Here is a 17989-nt window from a genome sequence, read left to right on the forward strand (position 1 = left end):
ACACTCTGTTAGTTAAGCGCTTCATTCGTATGGAAATATCTATTTTTTGAGTGGTGAATACCTACTTGCTATGAAAGCAGGTACAGCTTTGAAACTTAAAGCTTAAAGCTTAAAGCTATTAACCTCCAGCTATTCGCCTTCTTCCACCAAACCAACATAAATCTGGCTATTGGCATCAACCTGAAAGCAACTGATCAGGTTTTCTTTCACTAGCTCTAACATAGCGATAAAGCTTACTACAACACCACTTCTGCCCTCTTCAATAGTAAAAAGAGTATGAAAAGGTAATTGTGATTGCGCTTCTGAGAGCTTATCTAATATTAAGCTCATGCGTTCACGGGTCGATAAAGCTTCTGCTGTAATATGATGGTGTTCAAATGTTTTAGCTCGGGCCATAACGTCGCTTAGCGCAACGAGCAAGTCTTTCATGTCAACATCAGGTAACAGTACCTCACGTTCACTGAATTCTGGCACCAGAGCTTCGGCTACAAAGATATCGCGGCCTTCGCGAGGGATTTCATCAAGATTCTCCGCTGCTTTTTTAAATTGCTCATATTCTTGTAAACGTCTTACAAGCTCAGCTCTTGGATCTTCTTCCTCTTCAAGCTCTTCATGTTTTGGCAGTAATAATCGTGATTTAATTTGTGCTAATAGCGCCGCCATCACAAGGTACTCACCAGCTAGTTCAAGCTGAAACTCGCTCATCATTTCAACATAACTAACGTATTGCTCTGTAATACTAAAAATAGAGAGCTCTAGTACATCAAGTTTATGTTTTTTGATTAAATACAGAAGTAAATCGAGAGGCCCTTCAAAGGTTTCTAAAATGATCTCTAACGCATCAGGTGGAATGTATAAGTCTTCAGGTTTGTCGACTACCGCTTTGCCATGCAAAAAAGCCAGTGGCAGCTTTTGCTGAACTGGCTCTTGTATATTATCTGGGGCATCAAGCTCTGGGCTAGTCAACGAAGTCTCTACATTTCAAATGGTTTAGTATCACCACAACCCACACGTAAGATTTCAATATCATCATCCGACAAATCAATCACTGTGGTTGCTTGTTCAGGAAGATAACCACCATGAATAATTAAATCAACTTGCTTTTCAATGCGATCGCGAATTTCATCAGGATCAGCCTCGGTATATTGCTTACCCGGTAAAATCAAAGAACACGACATTAACGGCTCCCCTAGTTCAGCCAATAAAGCGCAGGTGATTGGGTGTTCGATAACACGAATACCAATGGTTTTTTTCTTTTCGTTTAATAAACGCTTTGGTACTTCTTTTGTGCCTTTAAAGATGAAAGTATAAGGCCCCGGCGTGTTATTTTTAATTAATCTGAATAGCTGGTTATCGACGCGAGCATAAGTAGATAGCTCCGATAGGTCGCGGCAAACCAAGGTAAAATTATGGTGTTTTTCAATACCACGAATACGTTCGATGCGCTCTTTTGCTTGCTTATTACCAATGCTGCAGCCAAGTGCATAACCCGAATCGGTTGGGTATACAATAACACCACCTTGCTTAATAATATCAACCGCTTGGCTGATTAAGCGTGGTTGCGGATTATCTGGATGAATATGAAAAAACTGACTCATTACACGCTCCTATTGCCCTTCCCATGCTTGCCAAACCCCTTGGCAATCTTTTGGCAAGTATAAATTTTTACCTAACTCCAACCAACTGGTCGGAAAATGAAAATCTGACCCTTGCGACGCAAGTAAACCATATTCACGACTAAGTTCACCTAAAAACTGGCGCTCACTCGGTGCTTGTTGTGGTTGTGCTACTTCCATTGCATCGCCACCCGCGTCTTTAAATTCAATAATTAACTTACGCAGCCATTTGTTAGACATTTGATATCGCCCAGGGTGAGCGAGTACTGCAACCCCACCAGCTTGGTGAATTGCAGCAATTGCCGTTTGCATATCGCACCAACTACTTGGTACATAGCCTGTTTTTCCTCGCCCTAAGTATTTTTTAAATACGCCAGGGAAGTTTTTAGCTACGCCACGCTCTATCAGTGCACGAGCAAAATGCGCGCGTGTGATCTGTGCGTTTTCAGCGAATGTTTTTGCTTGGTCGTAAATGCCTTCAAAACCATTTTTAGCGAGGCGGCGACCTATCTCGGTGGCTCGCTCTTCACGCTTGGCTTGTTGCGCGTGTAATAATGACAGCAGTGAATTGTTCTCATCATCAATATTTAAGCCAACAATATGAATCTCAAAGCTTTCCCATTTTGTTGATACTTCAACACCAGCAATCAATTTAAGCGGTAAATTATCATCTGCAATGACTTTGCGTGCTGGTTTTATCGCACTTAACGTATCGTGATCGGTAATTGCAAACACATCTATGTTTTTCTCAACCGCGCGGTGTAACAATTGCTCGACTGATAGCTGACCATCTGAGTATGTGGTGTGGCTATGTAAATCGTATTTTATCAAAGGGAAAGACTGCTTTACGTAAGTTCTTGAATCAATGATGTGAGTATAACAAAAATTTAGTGCGAGGGCGTGATTATCTTTTTAAGTAAGACATATAACTGTGTGTTTTACCCTCATAAATGGGCAATTACGATGGGTAAATGCCGAACTCGTATTAATATGTAAATTAATGCTTGACAGTATCGGCTTAGGTACGCTTTACTGTAGGCACTTTCAGACACGTTAAATAAGAAATAACAATGAACAAAACAATTCAAATCACAATTTGGTGGTGGCACTCGTAACTAGCGGGTGACGAATTGTCGTGTCTAACGATTTCAAAACCCGCTCATGTAGCGGGTTTTTTTATATCTAAATTTTAAGGTTTTATAATGAATTACATAGCAACTCTTACACATCATTGGTGGTGGCGCCTGGCTTAGCGGGACGGTAAGGGTCTATCTAATTTATAGGCATCTTTATACGAACCCCGCCAAGCATCGCTTCGCGGGGTTTTGTTTTTTAAAGAGTTTTTGGGAATGAGGGAGAATAAGGTTTGATTTTTAGTCATATAACGACGACACCGGGTGAAGTAACCAGTATCACTCAAGTGCGTGACTACATTAGTAGCCCACTTGCGTTATACAGTTTACTCGATAAGCCTAATTCACTGCTGTTAGAGTCTGCTGAAATTGATTCAAAAGACAGTGTAAAAAGTCTAATTTTGGTTGACTCAGCGCTACGTATTGTTTGCCAAGGCAAACAGGTCACACTCACAGCACAGTCAAATAATGGCAAACAATTACTGCCTTATTTACAAAGTCATGTGCAAAACTGTTCTGCTGAGCTTGTAGATGACACGTTAACGTTAACCTACAACGAGATCGCAAGCGACATTGATGAAGCCAGTAAATTAGTAGCAGATAACGCATTTAGTGCGCTACGTAGCTGCATTAACAGTATTAAAAGTACCACAGACAACCCGTTTTCTGTGTTCTTAGGCGGTGTGTTTGCCTACGATATGGTTGCTAATTTCGAAGCCCTTTCTGATGTACCTGACGGCGAAAATAGCTGCCCAGATTATGTTTTCTACTTAGCTGAAACGTTAGTTGTCATCGACCATCAGGCAAAAACAACAGAACTAATCGGCAATGTGTTTAACGGCCCTGAAGTACACGCTAACTGCTTTGAAGTGGGTCAACAGTTAGAACGTTTAAATACCGTATGTGACAATGCACAAAGCTACCAAGGGCAAAAACAAACAGGCTCAAACCCTATTTCTATCGATGTTAGCGACGAGCAATACTGTGAACATGTTATCAGGTTAAAAAAGAACATTGTTGATGGTGATATTTTCCAAGTTGTTCCATCACGTACTTTTTCTCTCGCCTGCCCTGACTCACTTCATGCTTACAGCCAATTAAAACAACAAAACCCAAGCCCATATATGTTTTACATGCGCGATGAAGAGTTTGTATTATTTGGTGCATCGCCCGAGTCAGCCCTCAAATATTGCCCAGAGAGTAAACAAGTTGAGGTATACCCTATTGCCGGCACTCGACCTCGTGGCAAGTTTGCTAACGGACAAATTAATCCAGACCTAGACAGCCGCATTGAGCTTGAGCTTCGCAACGATCAAAAAGAACGTGCTGAGCACCTGATGTTAGTAGATTTAGCGCGAAATGATGTAGCTCGTATTAGCGTACCTGGCACACGCCACGCTAAAGAGTTATTAAAAGTAGACCGCTACTCACAAGTGATGCACTTAGTTTCACGTGTTGTTGGTACTTTAAAGCCAGAATTAGATGCGCTCCATGCCTACCAAGCCTGTATGAACATGGGCACGTTAGTGGGCGCACCTAAAGTACGTGCCGCTGAATTAGTTCGTCAAACCGAACAAAAACGCCGTGGCAGCTATGGTGGTGCAGTAGGTTATTTAACGGGTGATGGTGCCATGGATAGCTGCATTGTTATTCGCTCTGCCTTTGTTAAAAACGGCACAGCCTTCGTGCAAGCAGGTGCAGGTGTGGTGTTTGATTCAGAACCACAATCAGAAGCCAATGAAACTCGTGCTAAAGCGCAAGCCGTGATCACTGCGATTCAATCGACCTACGAGGCACAATAATGACAACAACATCAGCCTATAAAATCTACTTTTTAGATAACTTTGATTCATTTAGTTATAACTTAGTCGATGAACTTTCTATGTTAGGGTGCGAGTTAGTGGTATACCGTAATAACATCAGTGCACAAAGCATCTTTGACAAAATGTGCCAAGAGACAATGCCCGTGTTATTAGTGCTTTCACCCGGCCCTGGCGCACCATCGGATGCGGGTTGTTTAATGGAACTCATTGAACTGTGTAAAGGCCGCTTCCCGATGCTGGGCATCTGTTTAGGACAGCAAGCACTAACACAAAGCTACGGTGGGATTATTGGTCATGCAGGTGAAACAGTGCATGGCAAGTCATCAATTATTGCGTTGACTGAGCACCCAGTATTTGCAGGTATGGGCGATAAAATGCCGGTTGCTCGTTATCATTCATTAATGGCAACCAAAGTCCCTGATGACGTTGAAGTAATTGCTTCTTATGAGACTATTCCGATGGCAATTTACCACCAACAAGATAATGCCCTTGGCTATCAGTTTCATCCTGAGTCAATTTTAACGCCAAATGGCGCATTGCTATTACAGCAAAGCATTGAATTTTTAACCGCACGCGTGCAGTAGAGGAATAACATGGAAGCAACAACCCAAACCCAGTTAAACCAATTATTAGCAAAGCAAGATTTATCATTTCTGCAAGCAACTGCATTGTTTGACGCCATCATGAATGGTCAGCTTAATGATATTGAATTAACCGCTGCACTTATCGCCCTAAAACTAAAAGGCGAAACGAGTGATGAAATCGCCGGTGCGGCAGCATCAATGCGCGCCAATGCAGTGCCATTTAAAACCAGCAAAACCTTGCTTGCAGATAGCTGTGGTACCGGTGGCGATGGCTCAAATACAATTAATATTAGTACCACTGCTGCTATTGTAGCCGCCGCTGCGGGCATCAACATGGTCAAACATGGTAATCGTAGTGTATCGAGTAATTCTGGCTCTGCGGATTTACTAAAAGCCTTGGGTATCAATATCGATATGAGCCCTGAGCAAGCAGCCATTTGTTTAGAAAATACTGGCTTCACATTTTTATTTGCGCCGCATTATCACAGTGGTGTACGCCATGCGATGGGCGTGCGAACAGCCCTTAAAAGCCGCACAATTTTTAATATTTTAGGGCCGCTTGCCAACCCTGCTGCACCCGAGGTTCAATTGCTTGGTGTTTATGACGCTTCACTGTGTTTACCAATGGCAGAAACCTTAAAAACCCTTGGCACTAAACGCGCCATGGTGGTTCATGGTGCAGGCACTGACGAAATTGCCTTGCACGGGACAACCAAAGTGGTTGAGCTAAATAACGGTGAACTAAGCGAATACACGCTAACAGCGAGCGATTTTGGTCTTGCAAACTATTCACTTGAACAACTAGCAGGCCAAGGGCCAGAATATAACGCAAAAGCAAGCTTAGCGATTTTACAAGGTCAAGGTGAAATGGCGCATAACGCAGCTATTATAGCCAACGTTGCGGCACTTCTTTATTTAACTGATAAAACAAGTGATTTAAAAGCAGCCGCAGATCAAGTAAGTGAATTATTAGCATCAGGCAAAGCGATGGACACATTGAACGCAATTATTGAGGTAAGTCATGGCTAACGTGTTAGACAAAATTGTTGCCGACAAACGCATTGAATTAGAACAAAGAAAAGCACAGCGCCCGCTTGAGTCATTCATTGAGGATGTTGTACCAACCAAGCGAGACTTTGAAGCAGCGTTAGCAGCAACTGGCACACAATTTATTTTAGAGTGTAAAAAAGCATCACCGTCAAAAGGGCTTATTCGCGAGCCGTTTAATTTAGACGAAATTACTTCGGTATATAAAAAGTACGCAACCTGCATGAGTGTGCTTACTGACGAAAAATATTTCCAAGGCAGCTATCAGTACCTTGAATATGTGCGCAGCCAAGTTGAGCAGCCGCTAATTTGTAAAGACTTCTTTATTGATGAGTACCAAGTCTATTTAGCACGCTTGTCTGGTGGTGATGCTATTTTATTAATGCTCTCTGTCCTTGATGACGAACAATATTTAGCGCTTCATAAAGTGGCTGATTCTTTGAATATGTCGGTACTCACTGAAGTCAGTAATGAGCAAGAAGTAAGCCGCGCACTTGCACTTAATGCCAGCCTTATTGGCATTAACAACCGCGACCTTCGTGATTTAAGTACTGATCTTGCGACAACAGAGCGATTACGCCAGCTTATCCCAAATGACAAAGTGGTCATTTCAGAGTCGGGCATTTATACCCATAAAGATGTAAAACGCCTAGCGCCATTATGCGACGGCTTTTTAATCGGTAGCTCACTCATGGCTGAGCGCGACTTAGAAGCCGCGTGTCGTAAAGTGATTTTAGGTGAAAATAAAGTGTGTGGCTTAACCCGTTCACAAGACGCGATGGCAGCCTACGCGAGTGGTGCTGTTTATGGCGGTTTAATTTTTTACCCTAAGTCACCACGTTATGTCGATATCGACTGCGCCAAGCAAGTAACACAAAGTGCCCCGCTCGCTTATGTTGGTGTTTTTGTCAATGCGCCTGTTGAACAAGTAGTAGATTATGCACAAAGTTTAAAGCTAGCTGCAGTGCAATTACATGGTGACGAGAATAGCGAATATATTCAAACTCTCAGAAAGCAATTACCGCTTGGCTGTGAAATTTGGAAAGCACAAGCCGTTAAAGGCGAATTACCAAAACCGCTTGAAGGGGTTGACCGCCATTTGTACGACACTTACAGCAAAAGCCAAAAAGGCGGCACAGGCGAAACATTTGATTGGTCTGTACTAGAAACGGCAACGGTGCCTTTTATGTTAGCCGGTGGTTTAAATCCAGAGAATATTCATGCAGCGCTTTATCGCGGTGCCAATGGCCTTGACCTAAATTCTGGCGTTGAAGCGTCAGCGGGTAAAAAGTGCCAAACAAAATTACAAAATGCGTTTTCGCATATCAGAAATTATTGAGGTTATAATGCAAAATCCAGCTTATTTTGGTGAATTCGGTGGTATGTTTGTACCACAGTTGCTTGTGCCTGCACTCAAGCAACTAGAAGCAGAGTTTAATAAATCACAAAAAGATCCAGCTTTTCAGGCTGAATTTGAAAAACTATTAAATGAATACGCAGGTCGCCCTACGCCACTAACATTGACACGTAATTTAGTTAAAAACCCAAAGGTAAAACTATATTTAAAGCGTGAAGATTTACTCCACGGCGGTGCGCACAAAACCAACCAAGTACTTGGTCAAGCACTACTTACAAAGCGCATGGGGAAAAAAGAAGTCATTGCAGAAACAGGTGCTGGCCAACACGGTGTTGCAACTGCCCTCGCGTGTGCCCTACTTGGCTTAAAGTGCCGTGTTTACATGGGCGCAAAAGACGTTGAACGTCAGCAACCAAACGTATTTCGAATGAAACTAATGGGTGCAGAGGTTATTCCTGTCACAGCAGGCTCTGGTACTTTAAAAGACGCAGTAAACGAAGCACTACGCGATTGGTCTGCTAATTACAAAGATGCTCACTATTTACTGGGCACTGCAGCAGGCCCTCACCCATTCCCAACCATGGTACGTGAGTTCCAAAAAATGATTGGAGAAGAAGCAAAACAACAAGTGTTAAAAGCAGAAGGTCGATTACCGGATGCCGTGCTTGCTTGTGTTGGCGGTGGCTCTAATGCAATTGGTATGTTCACAGACTTTATTGATGAGCCAAGCGTAAAACTGATTGGTGTAGAACCTGCTGGTAAAGGCTTAGATACGCATCAACATGGTGCGACCTTATGTAAGGGCACAAAGGGCATTTTACACGGTACTTATACTTATATTATGCAAGATGATGATGGTCAAATTGAAGAGTCTTACTCTGTTTCAGCAGGTCTTGATTACCCAGCCGTTGGTCCACAGCATGCTCATTTACATGAAACAGGCCGTGCACAATACGTTGGTATTAGCGATACTGAAGCTCTAGAGGCATTCCAATTATTAGCTAAAAACGAAGGGATTATTCCAGCCCTTGAGTCAAGCCACGCCCTAGCATATGCCCTTAAATATGCCGAGCAACAAACCGAAGACACTATTTTAGTGGTTAACCTAAGCGGCCGAGGCGATAAAGATTTGGCTCACGTACACAGTGTTTTATCAGAAGGAGGCGCACTATGAGCCAGACTAACCGTTACGGACAACTGTTCGCCACATTAAATGAAACAAACCAAGGTGCGTTTGTGCCGTTTGTGACCATTGGCGACCCTAATAAAGCACTGAGTGTAGAAATCATCAAAAGCTTAATTGATGGCGGCGCTGATGCCCTTGAGTTAGGTATTCCATTTTCTGATCCGATTGCAGATGGCCCTGTTATCCAAGCGGCCAACATTCGTGCGCTTGATGAAAACATTAATACCCAAGATTGCTTTGATATCATCAAACAAGTGCGTGAATACAATGCAGATATTCCAATTGGCCTATTATTGTATTCAAATCTGGTGTTTAAGCGTGGCATCGAAAAGTTTTATCAAGATGCTAAAGAAGCAGGTGTCGATTCAATTTTAGTGGCTGACGTACCGCTACATGAATCAAAGCTATTTCGCCAAACAGCAATGAAAAATGGCATAGACCCAATTTTTATTGCCACGCCTAATGCTGATGACGACACTTTACGCGAGTGTGCTTCATATGGCCGTGGTTACACTTATCTGTTATCACGCGCAGGCGTTACGGGAACAGAAACTAAAGCACAAATGCCAGCAGACTCGTTAGTTAAAAAGCTAAAAGATTATCATGCTGCACCAGCTTTATTAGGCTTTGGAGTATCAACACCGGAAGATGTTAAATCAGCACTCGAATCAGGGGCCGCTGGGGCGATTTCAGGTTCTGCAGTAGTTAAAATCATAGAAGCAAACCTTGATGACAAAGCAGCTATGCTAAGTGGGTTGAAAGAGTTTATAGCCAGTATGAAAGCAGCTACAAAATAAGTTGTTTAGTTTACTTAAAAAAGGGCCTTATAGGCCCTTTATTGTATCTAACTATTAATGATAGCGATGCACACCCTCTTTAATTTCTTCAATGAATTTTCGATTAAAAGCCTCTAAGTCAGCTGGGCTTCGGCTTGTGACTATACCTTCATCAACACACACCTCTTGATCAACCCAATTTGCACCAGCATTGATTAAGTCGGTTTTAATGCTTGGGTATGACGTCACCTTGCGGTCGCGTAATTTGTTAACTTCAGCTAGTAGCCATGGTCCATGACAAATCGCTGCAATGGGTTTATTTTTACCTGCACTGAAGAAACCATCAACAAAGGCTTTTGCTTCGCTATCTTGACGCAGTGTGTCTGGATTGAATAAACCACCAGGTAGCAATAGGGCATCATATTCACTTGAGTCAGCCTCGCTAACTACACGATCCACAGTGACTCTTTCACCCCATTGGTTTTCATCCCAGCCAGTAATATCTCCACGTTCAAGAGACACGACTTCTACAAGTGCACCTGCTTCTAACAATGCGCTGCGTGGTGATAATAGCTCACTTTGCTCAAAACCATTGGTTGCTAGAATGGCAATCTTTTTACCATTAAGTTGGCTGTTTAAATTTGACATGTTATCTCCTTATTTAGGTAAACCTAAAGTAATAGCAGCAGACAACATGCCAAATTTAACACATTGAAAGTATTAACTTAATTTAAAAATATCCTGTTTCAGTGTGTAAATGCTACAACGAATTTGCAAATCCTGCTTATAGGGCGTCTTTTAATGCTTTAGCAGGTTTAAAAACAGGCTTGTTAGCGCCTTCAATTTCAATTTCTTCACCTGTTTGTGGATTACGACCTTTACGTGCTGGGTAATAACTCAATGCAAACGTACCAAAGCCATTAATTTGCACTTGATCGCCTTCAGACAGTGATTTTTCGATAGCATTTAACATACTAGTTAAGGCAGCTTGTGTGTCTTTTTTTGTTAATTCACTGTGGGCAGCCATTTGTGATACTAACGCGGCTTTATTCATAAAATGCTCCAAAATACGCCACTTAATCATCTGAGGTTAAGCGGAAAAAGATAAGGTAAAACAACCTAAACGCAGGTTTAGGCCAGATTGGCTCGGGAGGCTAAGCTTTCAGCTCTACTAAGTCAACCTTGTATCTTGCGCAATAACTTGATACAACCCAGTATCTTTTTAAATTAGAGCATTTATAAATCTATGCATGCGATTATTGAATACATCCCGCTGATTTTGTTCTTTGCGGTTTTCAAGTTAGTTGATATTTATTGGGCAACAGCATTGCTGATGCTAACCACCTTAATTCAGGTTGCTTATTGTTATTTTAAGGATGGCAAAGTGCCGACCAGACATTGGCTGTTTTTTGCCATTGCGGTGGTGTTAGGTACACTTACTTTAGTTTTTCACGATGAACAGTTTGTCAAATGGAAAGCCACCATTGTATATGCAATTTTCAGTGTCACTTTGTTAGTAAGCCGCTATGTACTTGGCAAAAACCTAGTGAAAAAAGCACTTAGCTCGATTTTAGAAAATGCCTCTGAGAGTAAACAAGAAATAAAGGTACCAGAAGCATTATGGAACAAGCTTAACCTGTTTTGGGTTGCAATTACTGCGGGTATTTCTGCGCTTAATATCTACATTGCGTATAACTTCTCACTCGACTTTTGGGTTAACTTTAAAGTGTTTGGCTTAATGGGTATTACCTTTGTCTGCGTGTTAGCAACAATCATCGCCCTATTCAAATACTTACCAGAAGATGACGAAGAGAAAGATTCAAAGCAATCTTAGTGTCATAAAACTGTCGTCTTAGCTTGTTAGCGTAAACAAAAAAAACGCTGAGACGACATTGAACGCTAACCAATACCGCTGGTTTGAATTTTCCCTCATATTTGTTTCTTTGCCGCTCTTAGGCTTCTTTTTGCGTGCCTACCTCGCTAACTGGCTCATTCCCGCACTTATTATCTTAATGATTGTATGTGGCATGCTGCTTCTGTCTGATCCCCACTTTAAGCGTTTTCGCTTAACAAGCCTCGGGCAATTTAGTGCGGTAAAACGTCGTTTATTTAGTTTTTTCTTTTTAGGAGCGCTATTCTCCGGGATGTTTTACGGCATCATGAATCAAGAAAACTGGTTTTCACTACCACGAAACTCATTCAACGATTGGCTAATGTTGCTACTGCTCTACCCTATCTTATCGGTGATGCCGCAAGAACTTATTTTTAGAACCTATTTTTTCCATCGTTATAAACGCATTATGCCAAGTAAAACGGTGCGTATTATTGTCAGCGCATCGGTGTTTGCATTGGCGCATATTGTCTATGCGAATGTATTGGCCGTACTTCTAGCATTTTTAGGTGGACTGTTGTTCTCATATACTTATTCGCAAAGCCGCTCTACCTTCGTGTGTGTAATTGAACACAGTTTGTGGGGACTTTGGATGTTTACCCTTGGCTTGGGTGATGTGCTTGATGCAGGAGCATTTTGATTATTAAAGCACAACAAATAGCAGGCATAAAAAAGCCGCGCAAAGTGCGCGGCTAAGTATTGAACTGGTTTTTAAAATCCGAAAATACTAAATGCAAAGAATTTAGTCGCCACCGTATTTACAAAGATTAGTAATAAAATGGCAGGGATAAAAGTTGATAGTGAGAAGTTCACATACTTCTCTGTGAAGCTACCAACATAGCCGTCACAGCCTTGGCTTAGCTCTGCTGATAAGTTTGCTTTTTTCCAACGGTACATAACGAATAAACACACCATTAAACCATTAAGCGGTAAAATTGTGTCGTAAAACACATCATAAACAATATCAAATAAACTCTTATCTGCGCCGCCATAACTAACAAACTTAGTGAGTGATTCAACCATACCAAACGACATCGTACAAAGCACAGTTAATACACCTGTAGATAAAGTTAAGATAAGCAACGCTTTTTTACGGCTAATACCTTTGCGGTCACTTAATGTTGCTGTTGGAACTTCTACAATTGATACAAGCGACGTAATTGCAGCAAAAAAGACGAGTAAAAAGAATACAAACGCAACAATTGATGCACCTACATAACCAATATCAGCTTGTAACGCTAATAGTATTTTTGGTAAATAAACAAAAATCATCGATACCGATGAGTCAGATAAAGTGCTTGGGTCAGTGTTTGGGTTAAAGCTAAATATAGCAGGAAGAACCATAAGACCCGCAATAAATGCAACAAGAGAATCGGTTACAGCAACCATTTTAGCACTACCAACAATGTCGTCTTTCTTTGAAATATAAGATGCATAGGTCATTAAAATACCCATACCTAACGACAATGAGAAAAACGCTTGTGCTAATGCACCATTTAATACACTTGCATCCATTTTTGAAAAGTCAGGCACTATATAGTACTTCACACCAGCCATCGCGTTATCAAGTGTTAATACATAAATAACCAACGCTGTTAGTAGAACGAATAAAGCTGGCATCATAAACTTAGCTGCTTTTTCAATACCTTCTTTTACGCCGCCAACCAAAATCAAGTTAACGATGATAGCAACCACTGCCATATAGCCAAACACGGTGTAGCTGTTAATAAAAGTGCCAAAGTTATCTGGCTGAGCCAAAGCATCTAAATTACCAAATGCAGTTTGCGATAAATAACCAAAAATCCATACAGTGATAACCATATAAAAAACAGCAATCATAAATGGCGTTAATACTGCTAAAAAGCCTGCAAAGTTCCATTTAGGATCGTTGCCCGCTAATAATTTGTAAGAACCAAGAGGATCTTTTTGCGCTTTACGACCCATTGCCATTTCAGCCATCATCACTGGTAAACAGATGAAAATGACAAACAATGCATAAACTAATAGGAAAGCACCACCGCCGTTTTTTGTAGCTGAAACAGGAAAACCCACTAAGTTTCCGATACCTACAGCAGAACCGGCTGCCGCTAAAATAAAACCGAGGCGGGAGCTAAAATGCTCGCGTTTTTCGCTCATTTAAAAACCTTATTATTATTTTCTCAACCCAGCGACTCTACCAGTGTTACACCGCGTATTTCAAGCTTTATAAGTTAAAGTTATATGGGTTTGTGTAAAGATTATTACGCGAATATTCTCTCGTCTATTGCTAAGAATATGCTACTATTTTTTAAAAATAACATTGAGAACACACCATGCTGTATATGATTTATTCAACTGATGTTGAAAATAGTTTAGAAGCACGCAAATCTGCGCGTCCTGCTCACCTAGCACGTCTACAAGAATTAGATGAACAAAACCGTTTATTCACAGCAGGTCCGCTTCCTGCCATTGATAGTGAAGATCCCGCTGAAGCTGGTTTTACAGGTTCGTTAGTCGTTGCTGAGTTTGAGTCATTAGAAGCAGCTCGTGAATGGGCAGCAAATGATCCTTATATTGCTGCAGGTGTTTACGACAACTCAGTTGTAAAACCATTTAAAAAAGTATTTGGTTAACGTCTGAACTTAACTGAATCATTAATTCAGTGTTTGTTCACGGCTTATTAACTAAGATTTGTCTATTGAAATTACAGAATTGAACGTAATTACTTGAATTTTAGTTAATTGGTTAATTAAACTAAATGGGTCTGGTTTAGGAGTTCCCCGTCATGCGCATATTATTAGCCTTCAGTTTTAGTCTTTTATTTGCATTATCAAGCTTTCATGCTGATGCCAGTAAGAAACAAGTCTCTGAAGTGACTAAAAAACAGGCTGTGACAATTGCCAAAAAATCTGAGGACGGCCGAACCCTAAAAATCACAGAGCAAGATAAAGTATTTACCGTAAGAATTTTAAAAACGAACGGCCATGTGGTTGATGTCCATGTGAACAAAAAGACTGGCGAAGTGAAAAAGGATTAAGAATGCGAATTTTAGTTATTGAAGATGATTTACACTTAGCAGATAACCTCCGTAATGCACTTGAAAAAGAGCGTTATAGCGTTGACCTTTGTCACGATGGTGAAGCTGGTTTATTCCATATTACCGAGTACCCGCTTGATATGGCGGTAGTAGATCTAGGCTTACCAAAAGTAGATGGTATCGAATTAATTACCAAAGCCCGTGCTCAGGGGATTACTATCCCTATTTTGATTTTAACTGCACGTGACCGTTGGCAGGATAAAGTAGAAGGCTTAGATGCAGGTGCTGATGACTACCTAACTAAACCTTTCCATGTTGAAGAGCTGATTGCACGCTGTAATGCACTTATCCGCCGCAGCGCAGGTAAAGCAAACCCAGAAATGACAGCAGGTCCTATCAAAATACACACTCGCTCACAACAAGTTTGGGTTAATGATAAAGAACTTAGCTTAACTGCATACGAATACAAAGTTTTAGAATATCTAATGGTTAACCCACAAAAGGTAATTTCTAAATCTGAATTGACAGAGCACATTTATGATCAAGACTTCGACCTTGATTCAAACGTAATAGAAGTTTTCGTATTGCGTTTACGTAAGAAGCTTGACCCTGACGGTACCCTTAACCCAGTTGAAACATTACGTGGCCGTGGTTATAGGCTTAAAAGTCAGTGGTAGCATCGCAAATACCGCTTAAAGTAAGGCAAGGATTTATCCTTGTCTTTGTTTTATTAGTAGCCTTGCCAATTCTGTTTTTCTCAATTGGTAAGGCTTACTACGCTTCTTTGGTCGAAGCGACCGAAAAAACCCTCGAAGCTCATTTATATTCTCTTATTTCTGAAGTTGACTTCACTGAACGCGGCATTGTAATGCCGAGCACCATCTTAACTCCAGAGCTAAATCGTTTAAATTCAGATACCTATGCAATGATTTATCGTGGTGATCTTCCTGTTTGGTATTCTGAATCAGCCACCAACATCAATTTTATTCCAGATAACTTTGAAGCCCCAGCAGGCTCTGCGGATTTTCGTCGTGTTGAATACAACAAGACCGTGTACTGGCAATTAACCCTTACCGTTATTTTAGAAAACATTGACCAATCGGAGCATGCGCGTTTTATCTTATTAAAACGTAATGATGCACTTCTCAGGCTGATGGATGGCTTTAAACAAACGTTAGTAAATTGGATGTATGTAATGGGTGTGGCCATTGCAGCGCTTATGGCGATTGGTTTTGTTTGGAGTGCAAGGCCATTGCAACGTCTTGATAAAGAAATTAAAGCCATTGAATCGGGCGATAATCAGCAAATAAAAGGTCTCTACCCAGTAGAGCTGCAAACCATAAAAGCCGACTTAAACTTATTACTTGAATCGCAACAGCGCCAAAAAGAGCGCTATAGGGCTTCGTTAAGCGATCTTGCTCATGCATTAAAAACCCCCTTGGCAGTCCTTAAATCAAGCCCTTTAGCCAATGATGCCGATGCACAAGAGCAGTTAGATCGTATTAATGTGATGATCGAACATCAATTAAAACGAGCTGCAACGGGTGCTTCTGATACTTGGAAAAAGCAAACCCATATTAAACCTGTTATTGATTCAATTTTAAGCGCGATGAGCAAGGTTTATCGCGATAAAGATATTATTTTTACCTCTGAGGTTAGTGAAAAAGACTATTTCTTAGGTGATAAAACCGATTTAATGGAACTACTCGGTAATTTAATCGATAATGCCTGTAAAGCTTGCCGTTCACAGGTCGATATAAAGGTTAAACAGAACAAAAAGTTAACACTCAGCATAAGTGATGATGGCCCAGGTGTTCCTGAGCACAAACGCGAATCATTACTGACTCGCGGTACCAGACTCGATACTTACGAAAGTGGCCATGGTGTTGGCATGGCTATCGTATCTGATTTAGTAAACTCGTATAATGGCACATTAACCATTAAAGATGCAGAGAAGCTAGCCGGCGCTGAGTTTATATTAGAGTTTAATTACCATGATAAAAAATAAAACATCCATATTCGTTAAGAGCATCTTTTTAGGTTTAATTACGACTGCATCACAGGCTCAAGCAGAGCAAGCTTGTGAGCTTGCGAGCAACCATACTGATGACACCAAGCGGTATATTCAATGCCTTGATCAAGTTATTGCAGACCTGCAACGTGACCAAAAAATGTGGGTTAATAAGCTCACTATGGATCTTGAAAAAATAAAAGAAGATACCGGTAATAGCCAATTGCTACCAATTTTTAATCGCAGTATAAAAAACCAAGAGCGTTATTTAGAAGACAGTTGTCGTTGGCGCTACTTACAAAAAATGCCAAATGGCACTAGTGCCGCTATTGCCTACAAACAATGTGAGATTGAAATTCTCAAAAACCATGTAAAGGTTTTACAACAACCTCTAAAGTGATACCAAGTCGCTATAATCGTTAATCATTTTGAAAAATAAAAAGGCGCTTAACCGCCTTTTTAATCCTCAAGTTTTAGCTCTTCACCATTACCTAGCAAAGTAGCAAGCCATCGCCCTTCTTGGCTGGTTTCTAAAGCAATTTTAACTATCATAGTTAATGGAACTGACAATAGCATACCAACTGTTCCCATCAACCAGCCCCAGAAAATCAACGATAAAAACACCACTAGCGTCGATAAGCCCAGCCCTTTCCCCATAAAGCGCGGTTCTACAATATTACCCATCACTGTGTTAATAACTAAATATCCACCAGCGATAAACCCTGCTACCAATGGGCCTTGCGTGATTAAAGCAAGTAACACAGCTGGTACTGCAGCAATAATAGAACCAATATTAGGAATATAGTTAAGCATAAACGCCACCACAGCCCAGAGCACAAAATAATCAACATTAAGTGCCCACAGCATGAATCCTGCAAGAACACCTGTGCCTAGACTAACCATTGTTTTTATGGCTAGATAAGAATTAATTGAATCTAAGAAACGGTCAACTTGCTGCATTTTCATTTCAGGGTCATCGAGTGCTAAATGCACTTTTTTGCTGAGCATTGGCCCTTCAAATAGCATAAACACGACAGTTAATATGATTAAAAACAGGTTCGCCATCACCCCACCTAACCCGGTGAGCATATTAGTTGCAACATCAATCATTTTACCTGGATCAAATAAAGAAATAATCTGCTCTTTATCAATCAAAATGTTATAGCTTGCAGCAACGTTAACCACCCAGACAAACTCTTCTTTGAGTTGTGCCTTGTACTCAGGTAAATTTTCTGAAAAATCGGTCATAGATTGCCCAACCAGACCGGCAAGGCTTATCCCTATACCGACAATCATCAGCATCACAAAAACCACAGCAATACCTTTAGGGATACCGTATTTGGCAAAGAAACGGATTAAGGGATTACAAATAATAGCGATAAAGGCCGCCAACACAAATGGAATAACAATCACACTTGCAGCTTTAATACCCGCTAAAACAACGACTAAAGCAGCAAATATTACTAAACTTTTATTTACACCAGTCAGGCTCGACAAAATAAAATCCTTGTTAACTTTTTTATCAGTGTAAGTGAAATACGCCGCAAAA

At 40.9% G+C, this 17989-nt stretch carries 20 protein-coding genes; 13 read left to right on the forward strand and 7 right to left on the reverse strand.

Annotated features, from left to right (window positions below; genetic code table 11):
• Nucleotides 1–129 precede the first annotated feature (129 nt).
• The 3 genes from EVU92_RS14180 to EVU92_RS14190 are packed head-to-tail and all read right to left on the reverse strand — an operon-like array spanning nt 130 to nt 2447.
• Nucleotides 130–933 carry a ScpA family protein gene (locus tag EVU92_RS14180; RefSeq protein ID WP_130052301.1) on the reverse strand — a complete coding sequence of 268 codons (804 nt, stop codon included), beginning with the start codon at nt 931–933 and terminating at the stop codon, nt 130–132.
• Nucleotides 934–974: 41 nt separating this feature from the next.
• The gene (locus EVU92_RS14185) at nt 975–1598 is read right to left on the reverse strand and encodes an L-threonylcarbamoyladenylate synthase (protein WP_130051768.1); all 624 of its coding nucleotides are present in this window, start codon (nt 1596–1598) and stop codon (nt 975–977) included.
• A gap of 9 nt (nt 1599–1607) precedes the next feature.
• Nucleotides 1608–2447 carry a PHP domain-containing protein gene (locus tag EVU92_RS14190; protein ID WP_130051769.1) on the reverse strand — a complete coding sequence of 280 codons (840 nt, stop codon included), beginning with the start codon at nt 2445–2447 and terminating at the stop codon, nt 1608–1610.
• A 535-nt stretch (nt 2448–2982) separates the two neighbouring features.
• On the opposite strand from EVU92_RS14190, the gene EVU92_RS14195 reads away from it, so the two are divergent.
• The 6 genes from EVU92_RS14195 to trpA are packed head-to-tail and all read left to right on the forward strand — an operon-like array spanning nt 2983 to nt 9543.
• Nucleotides 2983–4551 carry an anthranilate synthase component 1 gene (locus EVU92_RS14195; protein ID WP_130051770.1) on the forward strand — a complete coding sequence of 523 codons (1569 nt, stop codon included), beginning with the start codon at nt 2983–2985 and terminating at the stop codon, nt 4549–4551.
• Complete coding sequence (locus tag EVU92_RS14200; RefSeq protein WP_130051771.1) at nt 4551–5156, forward strand: aminodeoxychorismate/anthranilate synthase component II; 606 nt, start codon at nt 4551–4553, stop codon at nt 5154–5156. The genes EVU92_RS14195 and EVU92_RS14200 overlap by 1 nt, the downstream gene beginning before the upstream one ends.
• Before the next feature lie 9 nt (nt 5157–5165).
• Complete coding sequence (trpD, locus tag EVU92_RS14205; protein ID WP_130051772.1) at nt 5166–6185, forward strand: anthranilate phosphoribosyltransferase; 1020 nt, start codon at nt 5166–5168, stop codon at nt 6183–6185.
• Entirely contained in the window at nt 6178–7542 is a 1365-nt protein-coding gene (gene trpCF, locus EVU92_RS14210) for a bifunctional indole-3-glycerol-phosphate synthase TrpC/phosphoribosylanthranilate isomerase TrpF (protein WP_130051773.1), read from the forward strand. The genes trpD and trpCF overlap by 8 nt, the downstream gene beginning before the upstream one ends.
• A 7-nt stretch (nt 7543–7549) precedes the next feature.
• The gene (gene trpB, locus EVU92_RS14215; protein WP_130051774.1) at nt 7550–8734 is read left to right on the forward strand and encodes a tryptophan synthase subunit beta; all 1185 of its coding nucleotides are present in this window, start codon (nt 7550–7552) and stop codon (nt 8732–8734) included.
• Nucleotides 8731–9543, forward strand: a complete 813-nt coding sequence (gene trpA, locus EVU92_RS14220) for a tryptophan synthase subunit alpha (RefSeq protein WP_130051775.1) — start codon at nt 8731–8733, stop codon at nt 9541–9543. The genes trpB and trpA overlap by 4 nt, the downstream gene beginning before the upstream one ends.
• Before the next feature lie 54 nt (nt 9544–9597).
• Here trpA and EVU92_RS14225 read toward each other — a convergent pair whose 3' ends face one another.
• Both EVU92_RS14225 and EVU92_RS14230 read right to left on the reverse strand, forming a co-directional pair.
• Nucleotides 9598–10170: a type 1 glutamine amidotransferase domain-containing protein gene (locus EVU92_RS14225; protein WP_130051776.1), complete on the reverse strand. Its 573-nt coding sequence runs from the start codon at nt 10168–10170 to the stop codon at nt 9598–9600.
• A 136-nt stretch (nt 10171–10306) separates the two neighbouring features.
• A complete protein-coding gene (locus EVU92_RS14230) occupies nt 10307–10576 on the reverse strand; it encodes an HU family DNA-binding protein (protein WP_130051777.1) in 270 nt (89 codons plus the stop codon).
• A gap of 192 nt (nt 10577–10768) precedes the next feature.
• Between EVU92_RS14230 and EVU92_RS14235 the strand changes: the two genes are divergently transcribed.
• Both EVU92_RS14235 and EVU92_RS14240 read left to right on the forward strand, forming a co-directional pair.
• Nucleotides 10769–11356 (forward strand): inner membrane-spanning protein YciB, encoded by a 588-nt coding sequence (locus tag EVU92_RS14235; RefSeq protein WP_130051778.1) that lies wholly within the window; start codon nt 10769–10771, stop codon nt 11354–11356.
• Nucleotides 11357–11414: 58 nt separating this feature from the next.
• Entirely contained in the window at nt 11415–12053 is a 639-nt protein-coding gene (locus tag EVU92_RS14240; RefSeq protein ID WP_130051779.1) for a CPBP family glutamic-type intramembrane protease, read from the forward strand.
• 71 nt (nt 12054–12124) lie between these two features.
• Here EVU92_RS14240 and EVU92_RS14245 read toward each other — a convergent pair whose 3' ends face one another.
• Complete coding sequence (locus tag EVU92_RS14245; protein WP_130051780.1) at nt 12125–13549, reverse strand: sodium-dependent transporter; 1425 nt, start codon at nt 13547–13549, stop codon at nt 12125–12127.
• A 176-nt stretch (nt 13550–13725) separates the two neighbouring features.
• On the opposite strand from EVU92_RS14245, the gene EVU92_RS14250 reads away from it, so the two are divergent.
• The 5 genes from EVU92_RS14250 to EVU92_RS14270 all read left to right on the forward strand — a co-directional run bounded on the left by EVU92_RS14250 (nt 13726) and on the right by EVU92_RS14270 (nt 16840).
• Nucleotides 13726–14025 carry a YciI family protein gene (locus EVU92_RS14250; protein WP_175580462.1) on the forward strand — a complete coding sequence of 100 codons (300 nt, stop codon included), beginning with the start codon at nt 13726–13728 and terminating at the stop codon, nt 14023–14025.
• Nucleotides 14026–14177: 152 nt separating this feature from the next.
• Nucleotides 14178–14429, forward strand: coding sequence for a PepSY domain-containing protein (locus tag EVU92_RS14255; protein ID WP_130051781.1), 252 nt, complete (start codon nt 14178–14180; stop codon nt 14427–14429).
• A gap of 2 nt (nt 14430–14431) precedes the next feature.
• The gene (locus EVU92_RS14260; protein ID WP_054552907.1) at nt 14432–15106 is read left to right on the forward strand and encodes a response regulator transcription factor; all 675 of its coding nucleotides are present in this window, start codon (nt 14432–14434) and stop codon (nt 15104–15106) included.
• Nucleotides 15100–16437 carry an ATP-binding protein gene (locus EVU92_RS14265; protein WP_130051782.1) on the forward strand — a complete coding sequence of 446 codons (1338 nt, stop codon included), beginning with the start codon at nt 15100–15102 and terminating at the stop codon, nt 16435–16437. Before EVU92_RS14260 ends, EVU92_RS14265 begins: the two co-directional genes overlap by 7 nt.
• Nucleotides 16424–16840 carry a hypothetical protein gene (locus EVU92_RS14270; RefSeq protein ID WP_130051783.1) on the forward strand — a complete coding sequence of 139 codons (417 nt, stop codon included), beginning with the start codon at nt 16424–16426 and terminating at the stop codon, nt 16838–16840. The genes EVU92_RS14265 and EVU92_RS14270 overlap by 14 nt, the downstream gene beginning before the upstream one ends.
• A 59-nt stretch (nt 16841–16899) precedes the next feature.
• Here EVU92_RS14270 and EVU92_RS14275 read toward each other — a convergent pair whose 3' ends face one another.
• Nucleotides 16900–17937, reverse strand: coding sequence for an AI-2E family transporter (locus tag EVU92_RS14275; RefSeq protein ID WP_130051784.1), 1038 nt, complete (start codon nt 17935–17937; stop codon nt 16900–16902).
• Between the last annotated feature and the right edge of the window lie 52 nt (nt 17938–17989).

Origin of the sequence: Pseudoalteromonas sp. MEBiC 03485 (assembly GCF_004195145.1) — a bacterium.
GTDB classification, from domain to species: domain Bacteria; phylum Pseudomonadota; class Gammaproteobacteria; order Enterobacterales; family Alteromonadaceae; genus Pseudoalteromonas; species Pseudoalteromonas apostichopi.